Genomic DNA, 23092 nt, shown 5'->3' on the forward strand with positions numbered 1-23092 from the left:
AGCCGCTACCGTCGGTCAGACCGTCTAGGCTCAGACAATTCCCCGCTCGCTCGAGGTCCTATCGATGACTCAAGAACCACTAGTTCGCGAAGCAGAGGTGGCCGCATTCCGCGACGCCGTCCTGACCAAACTCACCTACGCGGTGGGCAAAGACCCTGATCACGCCTTCGACCATGACTGGTTCGAAGCCATCGCTTTGGCTGCGCGCGATCACATGGTCGAGCACTGGATGGACCACACCCGGCAGATTTACCGCAAAGGCCAGAAACGGGTGTATTACCTTTCGCTGGAATTCCTTATCGGCCGCTTGCTCTACGACAGCCTGAGCAACCTCGGCTTGCTCGACGTCGCCCGTGAAGCATTGACCGAACTCGGCGTCGACCTGGAACGCATCCGTTTGCTGGAACCCGATGCGGCGCTTGGCAACGGCGGCCTCGGCCGACTCGCGGCGTGCTTCATGGAAAGCATGTCGACCCTCGGCATCGCCGGCCATGGCTACGGCATTCGTTATGAACACGGTTTGTTCCGCCAGGCCATCGTCGACGGCTGGCAGCAGGAGCAGACCGAGCACTGGCTGGATTTCGGCAACCCATGGGAGTTTGAACGGCCGGAAGTCGTCTACTCCATCGGCTTTGGTGGCAGCGTTGAAACCGTTACCGACCCGTCCGGCAAGTCCAAGCAAGTCTGGTCGCCAGCGGAAACCGTTCGCGCGATTGCCTACGACACTCCGGTGGTCGGCTGGCGTGGGGCGAGCGTCAACACTCTGCGCTTGTGGCGCGCACGGGCCATGGAAGATTTGCACCTGGAACGCTTCAACGCTGGTGACCACCTGGGCGCCGTTGCCGAAGTCGCCCGTGCAGAAAGTATCTCGCGCGTGCTCTACCCGGCGGACAGCACCGAAGCCGGGCAGGAGCTGCGCCTGCGTCAGGAGTACTTCTTCGTCGCCGCCTCTTTGCAGGATTTGCTGCGCCGCCATCGCAACATGCACACCTCGGTGCTGACCTTGGGCGATCACGCGGCGATCCAGCTCAACGACACTCACCCCTCGATCGCCGTTGCCGAACTGATGCGTCAATTGGTCGACGTTTATGACGTCGCGTGGGATGCCGCGTGGCAAGTCACCGTCGACACGCTGTCGTACACCAACCACACGCTGCTGCCGGAAGCGCTGGAAACCTGGCCAGTAGGCCTGATGGAACGCATGCTGCCACGGCACATGCAGATCATTTACCTGATCAACGCCCAGCACATCGATTCGCTGCGCGCCAAGGGCATTCACGATTTCGACGTGCTGCGCGCGGTCTCGCTGATCGAAGAAGACAACGGCCGTCGCGTGCGCATGGGCAACCTCGCATTCCTCGGTTCGCACAGCGTCAACGGCGTGTCCGGGCTGCACACGCAGCTGATGCGCAAAACCGTGTTCGCCGAACTGCACAAGCTCTACCCGGAGCGGATCAACAACAAAACCAACGGCATTACCTTCCGCCGCTGGTTGTATCAGGCGAACTCGGAATTAACCTCGATGCTGGTCGATGCGCTGGGCCCGGATCTGCTGGATAACCCCGAAGAACGCTTGCTAGATCTCGAACCTTTTGCCGAGAAAACCGCGTTCCGCAAAGCCTTCGCCGAACAGCGCCTGCACAGCAAAAAGGCCCTGGCGTATCTGATTCATGAGCGCTTGGGCATCGCAGTCAATCCGGCGGCGATGTTCGATGTGCAGGTCAAACGGATCCACGAATACAAACGCCAGTTGCTCAACCTGTTGCACACCGTAGCGCTGTATCAGGCGATCCGCGCCGAGCCGGAAGTCGATTGGGTGCCGCGGGTGAAAATCTTCGCCGGTAAAGCGGCGGCGAGTTATCACCAGGCCAAACTGATCATCAAGCTGACCAACGATATCGCTCGGGTGGTGAACAACGACCCGACCGTGCGTGGCTTGCTTAAAGTGGTGTTCCTGCCCAACTACAACGTCAGCCTGGCGGAGAGCATTATTCCCGCGGCGGACTTGTCCGAGCAGATTTCCACCGCCGGTTTCGAGGCGTCAGGCACCAGCAACATGAAATTCGGCCTCAACGGCGCGCTGACCATCGGCACCCTCGACGGCGCCAACGTGGAGATGTGCGAGCGCATCGGCGCCGAGCACATGTTCATCTTCGGCCTCAGCGCGCAGCAGGTTGAAGCGCGCAAACAGAATCACGAGTTCAGCGCTGCCCCGGACATCGCCGCCTCGCATCGTTTGAACGATGTGCTGCAAGCGATTCGCAGTGGTGTGTTCTCGCCGGATGACACGTCGCGCTACACCGGGCTGATCGATTCGCTGGTGGATTACGACCGTTTCCTGGTGTGTGCCGACTTCGACTCGTATTGGGAGGCGCAGAAACGCGTTGAAGCGCATTGGCACGATTCCAATAACTGGTGGCGTTCGGCGGTGCTCAACACCGCGCGGATGGGCTGGTTCTCGTCGGACCGGACGATTCGCGAGTACGCCACGGATATCTGGAAAGCGCTGGAGTAACTTTCCGCTCGGCTCGATATAATCGCGCGCCGGAAAAGATCGCAGCCTGCGGCAGCTCCTACAGGGTTATGTAGGACCTGCCGCAGGCTGCGATCTTTTTGCTTCAGGCTGCGCTAATCTCTGCGGATTGGCCTTCGCGCTTAGGGATATCGACCATGCAATGGATGTTCATGTTGATCGGGCTGGTGCTCGGCTGGCTGCTCGACGAGTCGCTCAGTGATGCGCTGTTGGGCGCGCTGCTGGGGCTGGCGATCGGGCAGACGATCCGCATCGCGCGGCTTGGCTCGCAAATGGCTGAGCAAAAGCACCAACTTGAACAGGTGAAGGAAGCTTTGCAGGGCGTCGCCCAGCGTCTGTTTCTGCTCGAAGGCTCACCGTCGCATGCGGTGCCACCGCCAATTGTGGAAGCTGTCGCAGAGCCTGTCATGGAACCCGCCGAAGCGGTCGAACAAGCCGCTGCGCCGGAGCTGATCTGGGAGCTGCCGCCCGACCTCGAACCTATCTCCGCCGTGGCCAATCAGGCCAGTCAAGCCTTGCCGGCCGATGTCTGGAGCGCTGAGCCGTCGCCGCGCGTACCGCAACAACCTGCCGCGCCGCGTGGCCCAAACCTCATCGAACGCGGCATCAACGCTGCGCGTAACTGGCTGTTCGGCGGCAACACCGTGCTGCGTGTCGGCGTGGTGTTGTTGTTCTTCGGCCTGGCATTCCTGCTGCGCTATGCCACCGAAGGCATGGTCGTGCCGATTGAGTTGCGCTATGCCGGAGTCGCCGCGGCGGCATTGGCCTTGCTCGCGCTGGGCTGGTGGCTGCGCCGACGCAACAGCAACTACGCGTTGATGCTGCAAGGCACCGGGATCGCCGTGTTGTACCTGACGGTGTTTGCGGCGATGCGTCTGCATCCGTTGCTCGATCCTTCCGCCGCGCTAGGGTTGCTGGTGGCGGTCACGGTGTTTTCGGCGATTCTGGCGATTACACAGGATTCGCTGGCGTTGGCGGCAGTGGCCGCGTTGGGCGGTTTCGCCGCGCCGATCCTGACCTCGACCGGCTCCGGTAACCACATCGCCCTGTTCAGTTATTTCGCGCTGCTCAACGCCGGCATCCTCGCCATCGCCTGGTTCAAGGCCTGGCGTCTGCTCAACCTGATCGGCTTCGTCGGCACCTTCGGTATTGGCTTCGCCTGGGGCCTGCGCTCTTATACGCCAGAGCTGTTGTGGAGCACTGAACCGTTCCTGATTCTGTTCTTCCTGATGTACCTCGCCATCGGTCTGTTGTTTGCCCGCCGCAAATTGCGCGATATGCCCGATGCTCCGGCGGATGGCGACCGCGATGCGCTGCTGCAGTGGTCGGCGCGCAAGGGCGATTACGTCGATGGGACGATGCTGTTCGGCCCGCCGATTATCGGTTTCGGTTTGCAGTTTGCGCTGGTGCAGCATCTGGAGTTTGCCGCTGCGTTCAGTGCGCTGGCGCTGGGCATGATCTACATGGCGCTGGCCAAGGTGTTGATGGGCGGCCGCGCTGTGCTGCTGGGCGAAACCTGTCTGGCGCTCGGGGTGATTTTCGCCAGCCTGGCGATTCCGCTGGGCCTCGATGCCCGATGGACGTCGGCGGCGTGGGCGGTGGAAGGCGCGGGGATCTTCTGGCTCGGTTTGCGTCAGCATCGGCCGTTCGCCCGGGCCTTCGCGTTGCTCTTGCAACTGGGCTCGGCGCTGGCGTTCCTCAGCCAATTGCGCTTCGGTGACAGCAGTCTGCTCGACGGCGCTCCGTTGGGCGCGCTGATGCTTGGCACCGCGCTGCTGTTCAGCTTTTATCAACTGCGCAAGGCAGCGCCGGAGCAGGCATCGCCTTGGGAGCGCCAAGGCCTGCCGGTGCTCGCGTGCCTTGGCCTGACCTTCCTCTATCTGCTGGCGCCATTGTTCTTCTTCGTCCAAAGCACGGCGATCAGTTGGGCGTTGGCGGGTCTGCTGACGTTGTTTGTCGGTTTGCGCCTGCAATCACGCACCTTTCTGTTTACTGCGTTCGCCGTGCAGTTGCTCGGTGGTGCGCTGTTTCTGCTGCGCTTGCAAGGGGCAGGCGAGGACTCGGCGGCGGTGTTCAATGCCGGTTGGAGCGGTTTGCTCAGTGCCTCGCTGATTGGCTTGGCGCTGATTGCCGGCATGCTCCTGGCGGCGCGCGACGAGATGGTGCGCGGCGATGTGCGTCTGTTGCGCGGTTTGTCGGTGGTGTTGCTCGCCGGGTTGGTGCTGATCAATCTGGCGGTGTTGTTCGTGCTGCCGTGGCAGACCGCAAGTGCGGTGTGGGCCGCGAGTGGTTTGCTGATTATCTGGCTGAGTCTGTACCTCCAACAGCGCGTGAGTTTTGTCTTCGGTCTGTTGTTGCAGTTGATTGGCGGCGCAGCGTTTTTGCTGGCCGGCCCTGAACTGCTCGGGCCGTTGTCCAGCGAAGGTTTGCGGCCATTGGCGCACGCTGGGTTCTGGACGCCGTTGGTGTTGGGGCTGGCCGCCATGATCGGGGCGTGGCGCCTGCAACTGGGCAACCATGCGACGGCATTTGATGCGTTGAGTTTGCAGCGTTTGTCCGAAGTGTTGCTGCTGTGGGGCGCCGGTTGGTGGGCGTTGGCGTGGGTCAGCGAAGTGCTGCGATTTGCCTCGCCGAATCTGCAAGCAACCTTGTTGTTGCTGGTTGCCGCCGTCAGCGTGGCGTTGTGGACTGTGTTGTCGCTGCGCTTGAAATGGCCGGCGCTCGGTTTGCTCTGCACTCTGCTGGTTCCGACGGCCGGGCTGGTGCTGCTCGCTGCATGGCACTCGCGTTATCACCCGGCGGCCGACTTTGGCTGGCTGGCGTGGGCGGCAGTGTTCGCGGTGCATTTCTTCAGTCTGCGGCGCCTGGCGCCGATGCTGCCGGCGCGGGCGTTGAGCACTGCTCATGTGCTCGGTTGCTGGCTGCTGATCGGCGTGCTGGCGCTGGAGCTGCGTTACGGCTTGCTGCTGTTGTCCGAACAATACAACGCCTGGCGCTGGTTGGGCTGGGCGATTCTGCCGAGCTTGTATCTGCTGCTGGCGGCTGCACCACGCAACTGGCCATGGCCGGTGGCGGCGTTTGCTCGCGAATACCGCTTGTACGCCGCCGCGCCTTTGGCGGTGCTGATGCTCGCGTGGTTCTGGCTGGCAAACGGCGTCAGCGATGGCAACGCCGAACCATTGCCTTATGTGCCATTGCTCAACCCTTTGGAGTTGGGGCTGTTGTTCGCGCTGTTCGGTGTTTACGTCTGGTCGCGCACTGCGGTTGCGCAATTGTCGATTCGCCCGGACTACGCCGATCACGCCACACAACTGATCGCCGGGGTTTCGCTGTTCGCCTTCTGCACGGCATTGGTGACCCGTGCTGCGCACCATTGGGCCGGCATTCCGTTTGAGTTGGACACGCTGCTCGCCTCGATGCTGGTGCAGGCTGGCCTGTCCATCGTCTGGACGCTGATGGCGTTGGGGCTGATGATCGGCGGGCATTTGCGCCACCGCCGCGAGGTGTGGCTGATTGGCGCGGCACTGATCGCGCTGGTGGTGGCCAAACTTGTTTTTGTCGAACTGAGCAACCGTGGCGGCCTCGCCCGGATCGTCTCGTTTATCGGCGTCGGCGTGTTGCTGCTGGTGGTCGGCTACTTCGCGCCGCTGCCGCCCAAACGCATCGAAGCTGAACCGGCGGCGGACAAGCCAGCCCCGGGCACCGAAGGAGTTTCATCTTGAGTCGCATGCGAAATCTGGGGTGGTTGGCGCTGGGCGTGGTGATGGCCGCCGGCGCCCAGGAAAAACCGGCGGACTTCGCCACGCAGGTGCCGCTGGCAGTGAGTGGCAACGGCCCGTGGTATCGCCTCGAACTGCCGCTGAACGTGCAATTGCAGGCGCGTCAGACTGATCTCAGTGACCTGCGTGTGTTCAACGCCGCCGGTGAGCCGCAGGCTTATGCCTTGGCGCGTGAATCGGCGCAGACCCGCGACGACGGCCAGTTGCACGAGGTGAAATGGTTCCCGTTGTATAACGCGGCCGACGCCACTGAGCGCGCGCCGAACGTGCGTGTGCAATCCACCACCACCGGCACGCTGGTTGAAGTGCAACCGTCCAGCCAGTTGGAGGCCGGTGAAGAAGTGCTGCGTGGCTGGCTGCTTGATGCCAGCGCGATCAAGGCGCCGCTGCAACAGCTGATCCTCGACTGGACCAGCGAGCGCGATGGCTTCCAGCGTTTCAGCATCGAGGCCAGCGACGACTTGCAGCACTGGCAGCCGTGGGGCGAAGGGCAGGTGGCGCGGCTGACGTTCTCCGATGAGCGCATCGAACAACATGAAGTGACACTGCCGGGGCAATCCGCGCGTTACTTGCGTTTGCTCTGGGAGTCGCCGAGTTCGGCGCCGATCCTGACCTCAGTGCAACTGAAAAGCAGCGACCCGCGCGATGTGCCGCTGCCACTGGTCTGGTCGCAGGCATTGGCCGGCAGCAGCACCAAGGCCGGGGAATACACTTGGCAGTTGCCGATGGGGCTGAGCGTCGAGCGTGTTCAGGTCGAGATCAAGCAGCCGAACAGTCTGGCGCCGGTGACGCTGTCGGGCCGTCGCGAAAGCAGCCTGCCGTGGCAGACCATGAGCAGTGGTTTGCTCTACCGCCTGACCCAGAATGGCCAGGACGTGGTGAAGAACGAATTGGCGCTTTACGGGCAGACCGTTCAGCAGTTGAAGCTGACGGTGGATGAGCGCGGTGGTGGTCTGGGCGAGCAGGCACCGAGTTTGAAATACGCGGTGCGGGCGACGCAGGTGATATTCCTCGCACGGGGGGAGGGGCCGTACAGTCTGGCGCTGGGCAATGCGACGGTGAAGACGGCGAACCTGCCACTGGCGACGCTGATTCCGGATTTCAAACCGGAGAAGCTGGCGGGGTTGGGTAAGGCTGTGGTTCAGGGGGAGGTGGTGGCGACCCAGACTTCGACGGCCACGACGGCGGCGGTGGCGGAGACCAATTGGAAGAAGCTAGGGCTGTGGGCGGTGTTGTTGCTGAGTGTGGTGTTTCTTGGGGCGATGGCGTTCAGCTTGCTGCGCAAGCCTCCTGCCAGCAGCTAATGGCTGGCGCTGCGCGCCATTCGCGAGCAGGCTCGCTCCCACAATGGACTTCAGTGGACGCCAACTTTTTGTTCACTCAAATTCCCTGTGGGAGCGAGCCTGCTCGCGAAAGCGATCTCTCAATCAATACATACCCCAAACCGATCTCCTCACTCTGGTTACCTTCGTCCGATTTCGGACTACGCTAAATCCGCTACCTGAACTCTCCACCGACAATCACGTCTCATGCAGGCAATTACACCCCAACGCACGTTACCGGGCGTCTTCGCTCGCTACGTTTTCAGACTCCCTGTAAACTGCGCGGGTTTTTAGCCCCCCATTCCACCGGAGCCGTCCATGTCCCGCGTTACCCTGAGTCGCTATTTGATTGAGCAGACCCGCAGCAACAACACTCCTGCCGATCTGCGCTTCCTGATCGAAGTGGTGGCGCGTGCCTGCAAGGAGATCAACCACGCCGTGTCCAAAGGCGCCCTGGGTGGTGTTCTGGGCAGCATGGGCACCGAAAACGTACAGGGCGAAGTGCAGAAGAAGCTCGACGTGATCTCCAACGAGATCCTGCTCGAAGCCAACGAATGGGGCGGTCACCTGGCCGGCATGGCGTCCGAAGAAATGGACAATGCCTACCAGATCCCGGGCAAGTACCCGAAAGGCGCGTACCTGCTGGTATTCGACCCACTGGACGGTTCGTCGAACATCGACATCAACGCCCCGGTCGGCACGATCTTCTCGGTACTGCGTTGCCCGAACGAATACCTGAGCCAGAACGAGCCGCTGAACGAGAAAGCGTTCCTGCAGCCAGGCACCGAACAGGTTGCCGCTGGTTACGCGATCTACGGTCCACAGACCATGCTGATCCTGACCTTGGGCGACGGCGTCAAGGGTTTCACCCTGGACCGTGAAATGGGCAGCTTCGTGCTCACCCACGAAAACATCACCATTCCTGAATCGACCCAGGAATTCGCCATCAACATGTCCAACCAGCGTCACTGGGAAGCCCCGGTACAGCGCTACGTTGGCGAGCTGCTGGCCGGTGAAGAAGGTCCGCTGAAAAAGAACTACAACATGCGTTGGGTCGCGGCGATGGTTGCCGACGTTCACCGCATCCTGACCCGTGGCGGTCTGTTCATGTACCCGCGCGACAGCCGTGAGCCTTCCAAGCCAGGCAAACTGCGTCTGATGTACGAAGCCAACCCGATGTCGTTCCTCGTGGAGCAGGCGGGCGGCGCGTCCACCGACGGTCACCAGCGCATTCTCGACATCCAGCCTGAAGGCCTGCACCAGCGCGTAGCGGTGTTCCTCGGCTCGAAAGAAGAAGTCGCACGCGCTACGGCTTACCACAAGGAATAAACCATGACCGCGCCCTGGCAGCCGTTGCTCGATTGGTGGTTCGGACATGCCGAATCACCGGACGACATTTCGGCTGACAAGGGCAAGTTGTGGTTCGGTAAGCGAGACAGCCAAGACCTCGAAGCGCGTGAGCATTTCGGGGTCTTTGTCGATCAGGCCCTGGCCGGCGAATTGACCGAATGGACGCAACGTCCCGAAGGTTGGCTGGCGGTGGTGCTGTTGCTTGATCAACTGCCGCGAATGATTTTTCGCGACACCCCCAATGCCTTCTCCGGCGATCTGCGTGCGCAGAAGCTTGTTGCGCAAGGCATTGCGGCGGATTTCGACCGGCAGTTAAAACCGATTCAGCGCGTATTCATTTATCTGGTGTTTGAACACTGCGAAAACCTCGCGGTGCAGAACGAAGCGGTTTCGCGGTTTATCGATCTGGTGGCTGAACAGCCGGAAGCGCAGAGGGCGGTGTTTGCCGACAATCTGGATTATGCCGAGCGGCATCAGAAAGTGATTGCGCGGTTTGGAAGGTTTCCGCATCGCAATGCGGTGTTGGGGCGGGAATCTACGGCTGAGGAGTTGGTGTTTCTTTCTAAGCCTGGGTCAAGGTTCTAAATCAAGGATTACCTCGTAGAAGCCGCCTCATCAACAGCGCCGGCAGGCTTTTTCGCGTATCGACAATGATATGGATGAAAACCGTTTCATCTCGTACTTCATAAATAACCCGATTCATCCCCAACACAATCTGGCGGTATTGGCCGAGATTGAGCTTCTCGATTTCTTCGGGGATCGATCCGGAATAAGGCAGATCTGCGAGACCAAGAATCGCAGTCTTGAGATCGGCATAAGTACTTTGCCAGGTTTGGGTGGAGAACTGTCTGACGAGGTAGGTGCGAAGTTCTCTGAGGTCTGTTTGTGCGGACTGAAGAATAACGACCTTTAAACTCATTGATGATCGGCCTTATCCAGTTCGGCAAAGACATCTTCAGCATCACTAAACTTGCCTTCCTCGATCTCCCGGTTACCCATCGCCAACAGTTTAAGTAACGCCATCGTGCCTTCTTGCTCTTCAAAACTTTTCACGTCCATGACCACTAGCTTGGCTTCACCATTTTGAGTGATTACCAGCGGCTCGCGGCTTTCTGTGATTGTTTTGACGATCTCGGCCGTGTGGCTTTTCAGGTAACTGATCGGTTTGATTTGCGATGAAAGCTTCATGATTGAACCCCGCCAAATTGAACAGGACTGAGTTTAGTCCTAATTCAGTCCAGCGTCAGTGAGAGCTGACCAACGTGTTCCAATGTCCACATTCCTTCGTCGCTGATGTCGCCATCGCGAGCAAGCTCGGCTCCTACAGGATATCTGTGAACGACACAGAACCACTGTAGGAGCCGAGCTTGCTCGCGAAGGGGCCAGTGGCCGCGTCTTAAATGCGGAAGCTACCCACCAACTGCTTGAGACGCGCCGCCTGCTGCTCCAGATCCGAACAAGCCCGCAACGTCGCCTGCAAGTTCTCCACACCTTCCTGATTCAGCGTGTTGATCTCGTTGATGTCGACGTTGATCGACTCGACCACAGCGGTCTGCTCTTCGGTTGCAGTGGCCACCGACTGGTTCATCCCGTCGATTTCGCCGATGCGCTGGGTCACGCTGCCCAGGCGTTCGCCAGCCTGATTGGCGATGCCGACGCTGCTTTCGCTCTCGCGCTGGCTCTCGGTCATGATGCTCACCGCCTGACGCGCGCCGACTTGCAGCTCTTCGATCATCTTCTGCACTTGCTGCGCCGAATCCTGAGTGCGGTGGGCGAGGTTGCGGACTTCGTCGGCGACCACGGCGAAACCACGGCCGGCTTCACCGGCGCGCGCGGCTTCGATCGCGGCGTTCAGCGCCAGCAGATTAGTCTGCTGCGAAATGCTGGTGATCACTTCCAGAATCTGGCCGATGTTCACCGTGTTGCTGTTCAGGGTTTCAATGTTGCCGCACGAATCGCTGATCTTCGCCGACAGCTGTTGCATCGCCTGGATGGTTTTATCCACCACCTGCTGGCCGTCGACCGCCAGGCTGCGCGCATCGCTGGAGTGCTGCGAGGCGAGGGCGGCGTTCTGGGCGATTTCCTGCGCAGCGGCGCCGAGCTGGTTGATCGCCGCAGCGACGCTGTTGGTGCGAGTGGCTTGCTGGTCGGAGTTGTACATCGACGAATTCGACGCTGCGACCACGCGCAGGGCGACTTCGTTGACCTGCCCAGTGGCCGAAGACACTTCGCGGATCGAGGTGTGGATACGTTCGACGAAACGGTTGAACGAGGTGCCCAAGGCGCCAAATTCGTCATTGCCGTGAATCACCAGACGCTTGGTCAGGTCGCCTTCACCTTCAGCGATGTCGTGCATGGCCCGGCCCATGGTCAACAGCGGCTGCATCAATACACGGATCAGCATGCCCAGGAGGGCGATGATGATCACCACAGCGATGATCATGGCGATCAGCGCCGAAGTGCGGAATTCGCTGAGCATCGAGAAAGCCGTGTCTTTGTCCAGCACCAGCGCTACGTACCAGTCGGCGGAAGGCACGCCGTTGACGCGGGTGAACGAGATCAGTTGGGTCTTGCCGTCGAACTCGACTTCTTTCAGGCCCGGGCTGACTTTTGGCGCACCGGTAGGGTAGGCCTCGGCCAGAGTCTTGAGCACCAGTTTGCTGTCCGGGTGGATCAGGATCTTGCCATCGGCGCTGACGATGAACGCGTGGCCGTGGCCGCCGAAATTCAGCGAGTTGATGATCGCGCTGATGCTGGTCAGGTCGATGTCGGCACCGGCGACACCGAGCATCTGGCCTTGACGCTGCACCGGCGTGGCGACGGTGATCACCAGTTTGCCCGACGAGGCCGCAATGTATGGTTCGGTGACGATGGTTTGCTGTGCGCTGTTGGCGGCTTTGTACCAGCCGCGTGCGCGCGGATCGTAGTCCGGCGCGCGGTTGCCGGCGGGCACCGAGAACATCACGCCGTCAGCGCCGCCGAAGTAGCTGAGCTGGAAATTGCCGGTGTAGGCGGGCAGGTCGATGATGCGCTTGAGGCTGGCGGGCGCGTTGCCGTCGACGGCGACTTGCTGCGACAGCGACTGCAGCAATTGAATGCGGCTTTCCAGCCAGGTCTGAATGTTGCTGGTGGTCAGGCTGCCCAGTTCCTGCATTGAAGCTTCGGTGCTGCTGCTCAGGGCTTCGCGCTGTCGATAGTCGTTGAACAAGATGAAACAGGCGAACGCAACGGCCACCACGAGGGCGGCAGCCAACAAGATCTTGTGGCTGAATTTCATGTTTCTGGTCATCGAATGAACTACCGCGAAGGGGCTGGTCAAGAAAGGGCGGCAATTTGCCACACTCGGGGGCTTTGCGCTGCTCTTATTTCGGCCACCGGGCGCCAAAGATTAGGCGCCTTTCAGGAAAGGCGACGAAATGCCCAATAGCCCTACAAAGTGTCTGATTTATCGACGAATGCCGGACGAGTGGAGGGATAAATAGCCCTCGGTCGAGGGAACCAGATGAGGGTTTTCTCTTCTAAGCTTCTGGTTGGCACCATGCCATCCCCCCTCGTTCCAGGAGTTACACCATGTCGCTGCGATCTATCGCCCTGCTTTCGTTTTGCGTGCTGTTGGCCGCATGCAGCAAGGTCAATCAGGAAAACTACTCGAAGCTCTCGGCCGGGATGGCCAAGGCCGAAGTTGAGACTCTGCTCGGCAAGCCGACTGATTGCTCGGGCGCGCTCGGCATGTCCAGTTGCACCTGGGGCGACAAGAACAGCTTTATCAGCGTGCAGTACGCCGGTGACAAAGTGCTGATGTTTTCCGGCCAAGGCCTGAAGTAAACCGGGGCTTCGCGCCCACGGAGAAGAAAAATGAAGCGGTTATTGTTAATCCTTTTTGCTGGCCTGGTACTGGCCGGCTGCGCCAGTTCCGGCGTAGATCCGTTGGCGCCGAAGACCGTCAACAGCGTCAATCTCAAGCGTTACCAGGGCACTTGGTATGAACTGGCGCGTTTGCCGATGTACTTCCAGCGCAATTGCGCGCAATCCGAAGCCCGTTACACCCTCAAGCCCGATGGCAACGTTGCGGTGTTCAACCGTTGCATGACAACGGACTGGCAGTGGGAAGAGGTCAAGGGCACGGCTTATCCACAGGTGCCGGGCAAGACCGACAAGTTGTGGGTCGAGTTCGATACCTGGTTCTCGCGGTTGATTCCGGGTGTGGCCAAGGGCGAATACTGGGTGTTGTACGTCAGTGACGACTACAAAACCGCGATTGTCGGCGACCCGAGTCGCAAGTACTTGTGGCTGCTGTCGCGCACGCCGACCGTCAACGGTGTGGTGCGTGAAGAGTTGCTGAGCAAGGCGCGGCAACAGGGTTACGACACCACGCGATTGATCTGGCGAGCGTCGGATCGGCAGATGGCCAAGACTTCTAATTAAGAACACTGCAAAACCAATGTAGGAGTGAGCCTGCTCGCGATAGCGATGTGTCAGCCACATATTTATGTCTGATACACCGTTATCGCGAGCAGGCTCACTCCTACATTTGGTTATGTGTCAGCCTAAAAGGTCGCGCAGGACCTGGGTGAAGGCGCGTGCGCTGTCCTCTTCCCCGGCATGCCGGCCATCGCGCACCACCCACTGGCCGTTGACCAGTACATCGCGCACCTGACGGTCCCCGCCAGCAAACAACCAGCGATTCAAAATCCCGTCGCCACTGGCGGTCGCCAGATACGGGTCATTGCCATCGAGCACGATCCAGTCCGCACGCTTGCCGACTTCCAGCGCACCAATCGGCTGCCCCAATGCCTGAGCGCCACCGTCCAGCGCCGCGTCGTACAGCGTACGGCCGACCATCGGCTGATCCGCGCCATACAAACGGTTTCGCCGCTGATCGCGCAGACGCTGACCGTATTCCAGCCAACGCAATTCCTCGACCACACTGAGCGACACATGGCTGTCGGAACCGATGCCCATGCGTCCGCCCTGCGCGAGGAAATCCACGGCCGGGAAAATCCCGTCGCCCAGATTGGCTTCGGTGGTCAGGCACAAACCGGCGATGGCGCGACTCTTGGCCATCAGCGTGACTTCTTCAGGGTTGGCGTGGGTGGCGTGAACCAGGCACCAGCGCTGATCGACTTCGGTATTTTCGTAAAGCCATTGCAGCGGACGACGACCGCTCCAGCTCAGGCAATCGTCGACTTCCTTCTGTTGTTCGGCGATGTGGATGTGCACCGGGCATTGCTTGTCGCTGGCGGCCAATACTTCGCTGATCTGCTGCGGGGTGACCGCGCGCAACGAGTGGAAACACAGGCCCAGCGACTGCGCTTTTTGCTGAGCCAACAGCGGCTGCAAACGCGATTGCAGATTCAGGTAGTTTTCGGTGCTGTTGATAAAGCGGCGCTGGCCGTCGTTGGGCGTCTGGCCGCCAAAACCGGAGTGGCTGTAGAGCACTGGCAGAAGGGTCAGACCGATGCCACTTTCGCTGGCCGCCTGACTGATGCGCAACGCCAGTTCGGCCGGATCCGCATACGGCTGGCCATTACTGTCGTGATGCACATAGTGAAATTCGGCCACCGAGGTGTAACCGGCTTTGAGCATTTCGATGTACAGCTGACGGGCGATGACGCCAAGTTGCTCCGGGCTGATTTTGCCGACGAGCCGATACATCAGATCGCGCCACGTCCAGAAACTGTCGTTGGGGTTGCCGGCCACTTCAGCCAGCCCTGCCATTGCGCGCTGGAAGGCGTGGGAGTGCAGGTTGGGCATCCCCGGCAGTAACGGACCGCTCAACCGTTCGGCGCCATCTGCGGTGGAATTGGCCTGGATTTGGGTCAGCAGGCCATCGGCGCTGACCTCAAGACGTACATTGTTGGCCCATCCGTTAGGCAGCAGCGCGCGTTCGGCAAAGAAAGCGGACATGGTTCAGCACCCCATCGTGTGTTATTTGTATATACATATACAGACGTTTGCCTGCCCGGTAAACTCCGGCAAGCTAGCAACCTCTACCGACGAACAAGGATCAACCGTGCCGACTCCGCCTCCAGTTTCCCCGTTGGCCGCGAACATGGGCGACAGTCCGGCGCCCTTGTACGCCCGCGTCAAACAGATGATCACCCAGCAAATCGACAGCGGTAACTGGCCGCCGCACTACCGCGTGCCGTCCGAAAGCGAGCTGGTCAACCAGCTCGGTTTCAGCCGCATGACCATCAACCGCGCGTTGCGCGAGATGACTGCCGACGGTCTGCTGGTGCGCATGCAAGGCGTCGGTACTTTTGTAGCTGAGCCGAAGAGCCAGTCCGCGCTGTTCGAAGTGCACAACATCGCCGACGAAATCGCCTCCCGTGGCCATCGCCACACCTGCCAGGTGATCACCCTCGAAGAAGAGGCTGCCGGTTCCGAGCGCGCGCTGGCACTGGACATGCGTGAAGGGCAGAAGGTTTTCCACTCGCTGATCGTCCATTACGAAAACGACATCCCGGTGCAAATCGAAGACCGCTTCGTCAACGCGCTGGTCGCCCCGGAATACCTCAAGCAGGACTTCACCCTGCAAACGCCTTACGCCTATCTCAATCAGGTCGCGCCGCTGACCGAGGGCGAACACGTGGTTGAAGCGATCCTCGCTGAATCGTCCGAATGCAAGTTGTTGCAGATCGAGAAGGGTGAGCCGTGCCTGCTGATTCGTCGCCGTACGTGGTCGGGGCGTCAGCCGGTGACCGCTGCACGTTTGATTCACCCGGGTTCTCGTCATCGTCTGGAAGGGCGGTTCCATAAATAGAGAGCACAAATGAATGGTTTGAAGGTTTTACGCGCCGAAGGCTACCCGCGCATGCCGTGGAAAAACGGCGGCGGCAGCACCGAGGAAATCACCCGTGATGCGGGGGCAGGGCTGGACGGTTTCGGCTGGCGCCTGTCGATTGCCGACATCGCCGAGTCGGGCGGATTTTCGACATTCGCCGGTTACCAGCGGGTAATCACTGTGCTGCAGGGTGACGGCATGACCTTGTGCGTTGACGGTGAGGATACGCGGCCGTTGTTACCGCTCGACCCCTTTGCCTTCAGCGGTGAAAGCCAGGTTTCCTGCACGCTGCTCGGCGGTGCGATTCGCGATTTCAACCTGATCTATGCACCGCAGCGTTACCGCGCGCGGTTGCAGTGGCTGGACGGCGAGCAGCGATTCTTCAGCTCGGCGGGGACGGTGCTGGTGTTCAGTGTCAGCGAGCTGCTGCAAGTGCGGGTCGGTGACAGCGTTGCGCAACTCGGTCGCCATGATTGCCTGCAACTGGACGGTAACGCCGGACTGGTTGAAGTCACCACTAATGCCGCTTGCTGCGTAATCGAACTCCTCCAAAACTGAACACAACCCCTGTGGCGAGGGGATTTATCCCCGCTGGGTCGCGAAGCGGCCCCATTTTCGATTGGAAGAAGCGGGGCTGCTGCGCAGCCCGACGGGGATGAATCCCCTCGCCACAAATGCATTCACACTTCCTGTTCCCAACCTTGCACCAACTTGTTACCGAACGCCCCAGCGTGGCGCAAAACCATGCTTGTGTAACAAAGTCCCAACTCGCGAAATCATCCCCACAAAAAATTTCATCCACGCCAGAACCCTTGATTCAGGCGCCCTCCAGCCGTGCCTGCAATTTTTCTTGATCACCCCTCCAACAAGTTGGCCGCTTGATTGCATATGCTTGTATGTACAAGTAAAGACGTATGCGTATAAGTCCGCAGCGTCCACTGATTCGCTTGTCGCGCATTGAAGCGCACAGGCTGCTTGCCCACTGCCAGGGTTGGTTTGAATTGATCGCTGAGGAGTCTTTTTCGTGACTGACAACAAAATGACCACTGCTACTACATTTACGAAGCACCGTGACGTAGAAATCCGTGCCGCACGCGGCAACAAGCTGACCGCCAAGAGCTGGCTGACCGAAGCGCCGCTGCGCATGCTGATGAACAACCTCGACCCGGAAGTCGCCGAGAACCCGAAAGAATTGGTGGTCTACGGTGGTATCGGTCGCGCCGCACGTAACTGGGAGTGCTACGACAAAATCGTCGAAAGCCTGACCAACCTGAACGACGACGAGACCCTGCTGGTGCAATCCGGCAAGCCGGTCGGCGTGTTCAAGACTCACAGCAATGCACCGCGCGTACTGATCGCCAACTCCAACCTCGTACCGCACTGGGCGAGCTGGGAGCACTTCAACGAACTCGACGCCAAAGGCCTGGCCATGTACGGCCAGATGACCGCCGGCAGCTGGATCTACATCGGCAGCCAGGGCATCGTCCAAGGCACCTACGAAACCTTCGTTGAAGCCGGTCGCCAGCACTACAACGACAACCTCACCGGCAAGTGGGTATTGACCGCCGGCCTCGGTGGCATGGGCGGCGCACAACCTCTGGCTGCAACCCTGGCCGGCGCTTGCTCGCTGAACATCGAGTGCCAGCAGGTCAGCATCGATTTCCGCCTGAAAAGCCGTTACGTCGACGAGCAAGCCAAAGACCTCGACGACGCCTTGGCGCGCATCGACAAATACACCAAAGAAGGCAAAGCGATCTCCATCGCGCTGCTGGGTAACGCGGCAGAAATTCTGCCGGAACTGGTCAAGCGCGGCGTGCGCCCGGACATGGTCACCGACCAGACCAGCGCCCACGATCCATTGAACGGTTACCTGCCAGCCGGCTGGACCTGGGACGAATACCGTGCCCGCGCCAAGACCGAACCGGCCGCTGTGATCAAAGCCGCCAAGCAGTCGATGGCCGTGCACGTCAAAGCCATGCTGGAATTCCAGAAGCAAGGTATTCCGACCTTCGATTACGGCAACAACATCCGTCAGATGGCGCAGGAAGAGGGCGTTGAAAACGCGTTCGATTTCCCTGGCTTCGTACCGGCTTACATCCGTCCACTGTTCTGCCGTGGCATCGGCCCGTTCCGTTGGGCGGCACTGTCGGGTGATCCGCAGGACATCTACAAAACCGACGCCAAGGTCAAAGAACTGATCCCGGACGACGCCCACCTGCACAACTGGCTGGACATGGCCCGCGAGCGCATCAGCTTCCAGGGTCTGCCGGCACGTATCTGCTGGGTCGGTCTGGGCCTGCGCGCCAAGCTCGGTCTGGCATTCAACGAAATGGTCCGCAGCGGCGAACTGTCGGCGCCCATCGTGATCGGTCGCGACCACCTCGACTCCGGCTCAGTCGCCAGCCCGAACCGTGAAACCGAATCGATGCAGGACGGTTCCGACGCTGTGTCCGACTGGCCACTGCTCAACGCTTTGCTGAACACCGCGAGCGGTGCGACCTGGGTTTCCCTGCACCACGGCGGCGGCGTCGGCATGGGCTTCTCGCAGCACTCGGGCATGGTGATTGTCTGCGACGGTACTGACGAAGCGGCCGAGCGCATTGCGCGCGTGCTGCACAACGACCCGGCCACCGGCGTTATGCGCCACGCCGATGCCGGTTACCAGATCGCCATCGACTGCGCCAAGGAGCAGGGCCTGAACCTGCCGATGATTACCGGTAAATAAACGCAAAACCCCTGTAGGAGTGAGCCTGCTCGCGAATGCGAACTGTCAGCCAACACACGTGTTGAATGTGCTGACGCCTTCGCGAGCAGGCTCGCTCCCACAGTAGTGCGCAAGACGCTCAGTGAACTCGAATAACAATCCACAGAGGTTGAATCATGGCTGTTAACACCGATCGTGCAAGCATCAAACCGTTGATCGAAAGGCGTTCGATCGACTACATCCCGGAAGCGGAAAGACACGGTCGTCTGTTTAGCCAGTTCACCCTGTGGATGGGTGCCAACCTGCAAATCACCGCGATTGTCACCGGGGCCCTGGCCGTGGTGCTGGGCGGCGATGTGTTCTGGTCGTTGATCGGTCTGTTGATCGGTCAATTGCTCGGCGGCGGCGTAATGGCGCTGCATGCGGCACAAGGGCCGAAGCTCGGTCTGCCGCAGATGATCTCCAGCCGCGTGCAGTTCGGCGTGTATGGCGCGGCCATCCCGATCGTGCTGGTGTGCTTGATGTATCTGGGCTTCACCGCAACGGGCACGGTACTGTCCGGCCAGGCGCTGGGCCAGCTGTTTAACGTCAGCGACAGCGTTGGCATCCTGATTTTTGCCAGCGTGATTGTGCTGGTGACGGTGCTCGGTTATCGCGTGATCCACTGGATCGGCCGTGTCGCCAGTGTTATCGGCGTGATTGCCTTCGTGTTTCTGTTCTGGCGTTTGATGAGCCAGACCGACGTCGGCGCACTCCTTCAAATTCGTCATTTCAGCTGGAGCAGCTTCTTGCTCGCGGTATCGCTCGCGGCCTCCTGGCAGATCGCGTTCGGCCCTTACGTGGCTGACTATTCCCGTTACCTGCCAAGCAACACCTCGGCGGTAAAAACCTTCTTTGCCGCCGGTGCCGGTTCGGTGGTGGGCGCGCAAGTGGCGATGATCCTCGGTGTATTTGCTGCAGCCTCCGCCAACGGTCAATTCGCCGGTCACGAAGTCGCCTACATCGTTGGTCTGGGCGGCACTGGTGCCACCGCTGCGCTGCTGTATTTCAGCATCGCGTTCGGCAAGGTGACCATCTCGACGCTGAACTCCTACGGCAGCTTCATGTGCATCGCGACCATCATCAGTGGTTTCAAAGGCCACCTGACCGTCACGCGCATGCAGCGTCTGGTTTTCGTATTGGTGATCGTTGGCACAGCGACGCTGATCGCGCTGCTCGGTCAGCACTCGTTCCTCGGTGCGTTCAAGTCTTTCATCCTGTTCCTGCTCGCCTTCTTCACCCCGTGGAGCGCGATCAATCTGGTCGACTACTACTGCATCACACGCGAGCGTTATGACGTGCCGGCGCTGGCCGATCCAAACGGTCGCTATGGGCGCTGGAACCTGCTCGGTATCAGTGTCTACGTGTTCGGCGTGCTGGTGCAGTTGCCGTTCATCTCCACCAAGTTCTACACCGGTCCGCTGGTGGCCGCCCTCGGTGATGTGGATATTTCCTGGATCATCGGTCTGGTGTTGCCCGCCGCCGTTTATTACGTGTGCGCAAAAAAATGGCACAGCGCCGTACCCGATCAACTGATTCTGCCGGTCGAGCAGAACAGCGTTGCACAACCTGAAACAAGCGGGGCCGTTCGCGCTGCGGCGCAGGCCTGATTGGACGTGGACAGGGCTGGATGCCTCTTGACTGCCGTAAGCCCAATTCATGATTAGGAGCGTCACGACAATGAAATCGAACAAGACCCTGCTGACCGCATTGCTTTCCATGGGCCTGCTTGCCAGCGCCGGCGCCACTCAGGCGGCTGGCTGGTGCGAATCGGGCAAACCGGTGAAATTCGCCGGCCTGAACTGGGAAAGCGGCATGCTGTTGACCGACGTTCTGCAAGTGGTGCTGGAGAAAGGTTACGACTGCAAGACCGACAGCCTGCCAGGCAACTCCATCACCATGGAAAACGCCCTGAGCAGCAACGACATTCAAGTGTTCGCCGAAGAGTGGGTCGGCCGCAGCGAAGTCTGGAACAAGGCCGAGAAGGCCGGCAAGGTTGTCGGTGTCGGCGCACCAGTGGTTGGCGCAGTGGAAGGCTGGTACGTGCCGCGCTACGTGATCGAAGGCGACGCCAAACGCAAGCTGGAGCCGAAAGCCCCAGACCTGAAAAACATCGCTGACCTTGGCAAATACTCAGCGGTGTTCAAGGACGCCGAGGAGCCATCCAAGGGCCGCTTCTACAACTGCCCGGCCGGCTGGACCTGCGAGCTGGACAACAGCGAAATGCTGAAAAGCTATGGCCTCGAAAACAGCTACACCAACTTCCGTCCGGGCACTGGCCCGGCACTCGATGCGGCAGTGTTGTCGAGCTACAAGCGTGGCGAGCCGATCCTGTTCTACTACTGGTCGCCAACCCCGCTGATGGGCCAGGTCGATCTGGTCAAGCTCGAAGAAAAACCGGGCGTCGACAAGTCTGTGAGCATCAAGGTCGGCCTGTCGAAAACCTTCCACGAACAGGCGCCGGAGCTGGTCGCCGTGCTGGAAAAGGTCAACCTGCCGATTGACCTGCTGAACCAGAACCTGGGTCGCATGGCGAAGGAACGTATCGAGTCGCCAAAACTGGCGAAAATCTTCCTCAAGGAACATCCTGAGGTCTGGCATGCGTGGGTCAGTGACGACGCAGCCAAGAAAATCGACGCGGCGCTGTAGGTCGATACCTCCCGGCTAACCGCGAGGCTGGCCGGGAGATATGCCGTAAACGCTTGATTGAGATTTCTGATTGAGAGCCGCTTATGTTTCCCGAAAGCTTTACCTTTTCCATCGCCGACTGGGTCAACGGTTGGGTCGATTCGCTGGTCACCAACTACGGTGATGTTTTCCGCCATATCTCCGACACCCTGCTGTGGGCCATCGTCAACCTTGAAGGCCTGCTGCGCGCGGCGCCGTGGTGGTTGATGCTGGCGATCGTCGGTGTCATCGCCTGGCATGCCACGCGCAAAGTGCTGACCACGGCAGTCATCGTCGGTTTGCTGTTCCTCGTTGGCGCTGTCGGCCTGTGGGACAAGCTCATGCAGACGCTGGCGCTGATGATGGTCGCGACAATCATTTCGGTGCTGATCGGCATCCCGCTGGGGATTCTCTCGGCGCGCAGCAATCGCCTGCGTTCGGTGCTGATGCCGCTGCTCGACATCATGCAAACCATGCCGAGTTTCGTGTACCTGATTCCGGTGCTGATGCTGTTCGGTCTGGGCAAGGTGCCGGCGATTTTCGCCACGGTCATTTACGCCGCGCCACCGCTGATTCGCCTGACCGACCTGGGCATCCGTCAGGTCGACGGCGAAGTCATGGAAGCGATCAACGCGTTCGGCGCCAACCGCTGGCAGCAACTGTTCGGCGTGCAACTGCCGCTGGCCTTGCCGAGCATCATGGCCGGGATCAACCAGACCACCATGATGGCCCTGTCGATGGTGGTGATCGCCTCGATGATCGGCGCCCGTGGTCTGGGTGAAGATGTGTTGGTGGGGATTCAGACCCTCAACGTCGGGCGCGGTCTTGAGGCCGGTCTGGCGATCGTGATTCTCGCAGTGGTCATCGACCGCATTACTCAGGCGTACGGTCGGCCACGGCATGAGGTGAGCAAATGAACAACGCAACCGTGAGCAAGATCGAAGTCAAAAACGTCTTCAAGATTTTCGGCAACCGCGCCAAGGATGCGCTGGCGATGGTCGGGCAAGGCAAGACCAAGGATCAGGTGCTGAGCGAGACCGGTTGCGTGGTGGGGGTCAACGACCTGTCGCTGAGCATCGGCACTGGCGAGATCTTCGTGATCATGGGCTTGTCCGGCTCGGGCAAATCGACCTTGGTGCGCCACTTCAATCGCCTGATCGACCCGACCAGCGGCGCGATCCTCGTCGATGGCGTCGACATCCTGCAATACGACATGGAAGCCCTGCGCGAATTTCGCCGGCACAAGATCAGCATGGTGTTCCAGAGCTTCGGCCTGCTGCCGCACAAGACCGTACTCGACAACGTCGCCTACGGCCTGAAGGTGCGCGGCGAGAGCAAGCAAATGTGCTCGGAGCGGGCGCTGCACTGGATCAACACCGTGGGCCTCAAGGGCTACGAAAACAAATATCCGCACCAGCTCTCCGGCGGCATGCGCCAGCGTGTCGGCCTGGCCCGGGCCTTGGCGGCGGACACTGACATCATCCTGATGGACGAGGCGTTCAGCGCCCTCGATCCGCTGATCCGCGCCGAGATGCAGGATCAGTTGCTGGAACTGCAAAAGACCCTGCACAAAACCATCGTCTTCATCACCCACGACCTCGACGAGGCCGTGCGTATCGGCAATCGCATTGCGATTCTCAAGGATGGGAAATTGATCCAGGTCGGCACGCCACGCGAGATTCTGCATTCGCCGGCGGATGAGTACGTCGACCGGTTCGTGCAGCGGCGTGCAGCGGTGGTTTGAGATGGATTGCCTTTGTGGCGAGGGGATTTATCCCCGTTGGGTGGCGAAGCCGCCCCAAACCATGCGCCCAAGTCTGACTGACAGACTGCGATGGTAGGTTTTACGACTGCTTCGCAGCCGAACGGGGAAAAATCCCCTCGCCACGGGGTTACCTGCATCAACAGAATTGG

The 23092-nt window shown here is 60.2% G+C and carries 18 protein-coding genes; 14 read left to right on the top strand and 4 right to left on the bottom strand.

Annotation, left to right across the window (positions count from 1 at the left end; genetic code table 11):
* Positions 1-64 precede the first annotated feature (64 nt).
* The 5 genes from JFT81_RS25820 to JFT81_RS25840 all read left to right on the top strand — a co-directional run bounded on the left by JFT81_RS25820 (position 65) and on the right by JFT81_RS25840 (position 9569).
* Positions 65-2515, top strand: a complete 2451-nt coding sequence (locus JFT81_RS25820) for a glycogen/starch/alpha-glucan phosphorylase (protein WP_201229981.1) — start codon at positions 65-67, stop codon at positions 2513-2515.
* A 155-nt stretch (positions 2516-2670) separates the two neighbouring features.
* Positions 2671-6255 (top strand): DUF2339 domain-containing protein, encoded by a 3585-nt coding sequence (locus tag JFT81_RS25825; protein ID WP_201229983.1) that lies wholly within the window; start codon positions 2671-2673, stop codon positions 6253-6255.
* On the top strand, positions 6252-7616 hold the full coding sequence (locus JFT81_RS25830; RefSeq protein ID WP_201229985.1) for a DUF3999 domain-containing protein: 1365 nt from the start codon (positions 6252-6254) through the stop codon (positions 7614-7616). The genes JFT81_RS25825 and JFT81_RS25830 overlap by 4 nt, the downstream gene beginning before the upstream one ends.
* Positions 7617-7952: 336 nt before the next feature.
* A complete protein-coding gene (locus JFT81_RS25835; protein ID WP_201229987.1) occupies positions 7953-8963 on the top strand; it encodes a class 1 fructose-bisphosphatase in 1011 nt (336 codons plus the stop codon).
* A gap of 3 nt (positions 8964-8966) precedes the next feature.
* Positions 8967-9569 carry a DUF924 family protein gene (locus tag JFT81_RS25840; protein ID WP_201229989.1) on the top strand — a complete coding sequence of 201 codons (603 nt, stop codon included), beginning with the start codon at positions 8967-8969 and terminating at the stop codon, positions 9567-9569.
* A gap of 1 nt (position 9570) precedes the next feature.
* On the opposite strand, the gene JFT81_RS25845 is transcribed toward JFT81_RS25840, so the two are convergent.
* The 3 genes from JFT81_RS25845 to JFT81_RS25855 form a co-directional block, all read right to left on the bottom strand.
* Positions 9571-9903 (bottom strand): type II toxin-antitoxin system RelE/ParE family toxin, encoded by a 333-nt coding sequence (locus JFT81_RS25845; protein WP_201229996.1) that lies wholly within the window; start codon positions 9901-9903, stop codon positions 9571-9573.
* The gene (locus JFT81_RS25850; protein WP_201229998.1) at positions 9900-10172 is read right to left on the bottom strand and encodes a type II toxin-antitoxin system Phd/YefM family antitoxin; all 273 of its coding nucleotides are present in this window, start codon (positions 10170-10172) and stop codon (positions 9900-9902) included. The genes JFT81_RS25845 and JFT81_RS25850 overlap by 4 nt, the downstream gene beginning before the upstream one ends.
* Before the next feature lie 208 nt (positions 10173-10380).
* A complete protein-coding gene (locus JFT81_RS25855) occupies positions 10381-12273 on the bottom strand; it encodes a methyl-accepting chemotaxis protein (protein WP_201229999.1) in 1893 nt (630 codons plus the stop codon).
* A 281-nt stretch (positions 12274-12554) separates the two neighbouring features.
* Between JFT81_RS25855 and JFT81_RS25860 the strand changes: the two genes are divergently transcribed.
* Positions 12555-12809, top strand: a complete 255-nt coding sequence (locus tag JFT81_RS25860; protein ID WP_007952486.1) for a hypothetical protein — start codon at positions 12555-12557, stop codon at positions 12807-12809.
* A gap of 30 nt (positions 12810-12839) precedes the next feature.
* Positions 12840-13409, top strand: a complete 570-nt coding sequence (locus JFT81_RS25865) for a lipocalin family protein (RefSeq protein ID WP_166218507.1) — start codon at positions 12840-12842, stop codon at positions 13407-13409.
* A gap of 117 nt (positions 13410-13526) precedes the next feature.
* On the opposite strand, the gene JFT81_RS25870 is transcribed toward JFT81_RS25865, so the two are convergent.
* Positions 13527-14891, bottom strand: a complete 1365-nt coding sequence (locus JFT81_RS25870) for a formimidoylglutamate deiminase (protein ID WP_201230000.1) — start codon at positions 14889-14891, stop codon at positions 13527-13529.
* Between the two features lie 145 nt (positions 14892-15036).
* On the opposite strand from JFT81_RS25870, the gene hutC reads away from it, so the two are divergent.
* From hutC to JFT81_RS25905, 7 genes are all read left to right on the top strand, one after another.
* Complete coding sequence (gene hutC, locus JFT81_RS25875) at positions 15037-15747, top strand: histidine utilization repressor (RefSeq protein WP_162130175.1); 711 nt, start codon at positions 15037-15039, stop codon at positions 15745-15747.
* Positions 15748-15756: 9 nt separating this feature from the next.
* A complete protein-coding gene (locus tag JFT81_RS25880; protein ID WP_201230001.1) occupies positions 15757-16326 on the top strand; it encodes a HutD family protein in 570 nt (189 codons plus the stop codon).
* Positions 16327-16807: 481 nt separating this feature from the next.
* Positions 16808-18493 carry a urocanate hydratase gene (gene hutU / locus JFT81_RS25885; protein WP_201230647.1) on the top strand — a complete coding sequence of 562 codons (1686 nt, stop codon included), beginning with the start codon at positions 16808-16810 and terminating at the stop codon, positions 18491-18493.
* Between the two features lie 155 nt (positions 18494-18648).
* The gene (locus JFT81_RS25890) at positions 18649-20121 is read left to right on the top strand and encodes a cytosine permease (RefSeq protein WP_201230002.1); all 1473 of its coding nucleotides are present in this window, start codon (positions 18649-18651) and stop codon (positions 20119-20121) included.
* A 70-nt stretch (positions 20122-20191) separates the two neighbouring features.
* A complete protein-coding gene (locus JFT81_RS25895) occupies positions 20192-21160 on the top strand; it encodes an ABC transporter substrate-binding protein (protein ID WP_201147600.1) in 969 nt (322 codons plus the stop codon).
* 83 nt (positions 21161-21243) lie between these two features.
* Positions 21244-22095 carry a proline/glycine betaine ABC transporter permease gene (locus JFT81_RS25900; protein WP_201230003.1) on the top strand — a complete coding sequence of 284 codons (852 nt, stop codon included), beginning with the start codon at positions 21244-21246 and terminating at the stop codon, positions 22093-22095.
* Positions 22092-22922 (top strand): glycine betaine/L-proline ABC transporter ATP-binding protein, encoded by an 831-nt coding sequence (locus tag JFT81_RS25905; RefSeq protein ID WP_201147601.1) that lies wholly within the window; start codon positions 22092-22094, stop codon positions 22920-22922. The genes JFT81_RS25900 and JFT81_RS25905 overlap by 4 nt, the downstream gene beginning before the upstream one ends.
* Positions 22923-23092: the final 170 nt, after the last annotated feature.

It is taken from the genome of Pseudomonas sp. TH43 (assembly GCF_016650635.1).
Lineage (GTDB): Bacteria > Pseudomonadota > Gammaproteobacteria > Pseudomonadales > Pseudomonadaceae > Aquipseudomonas.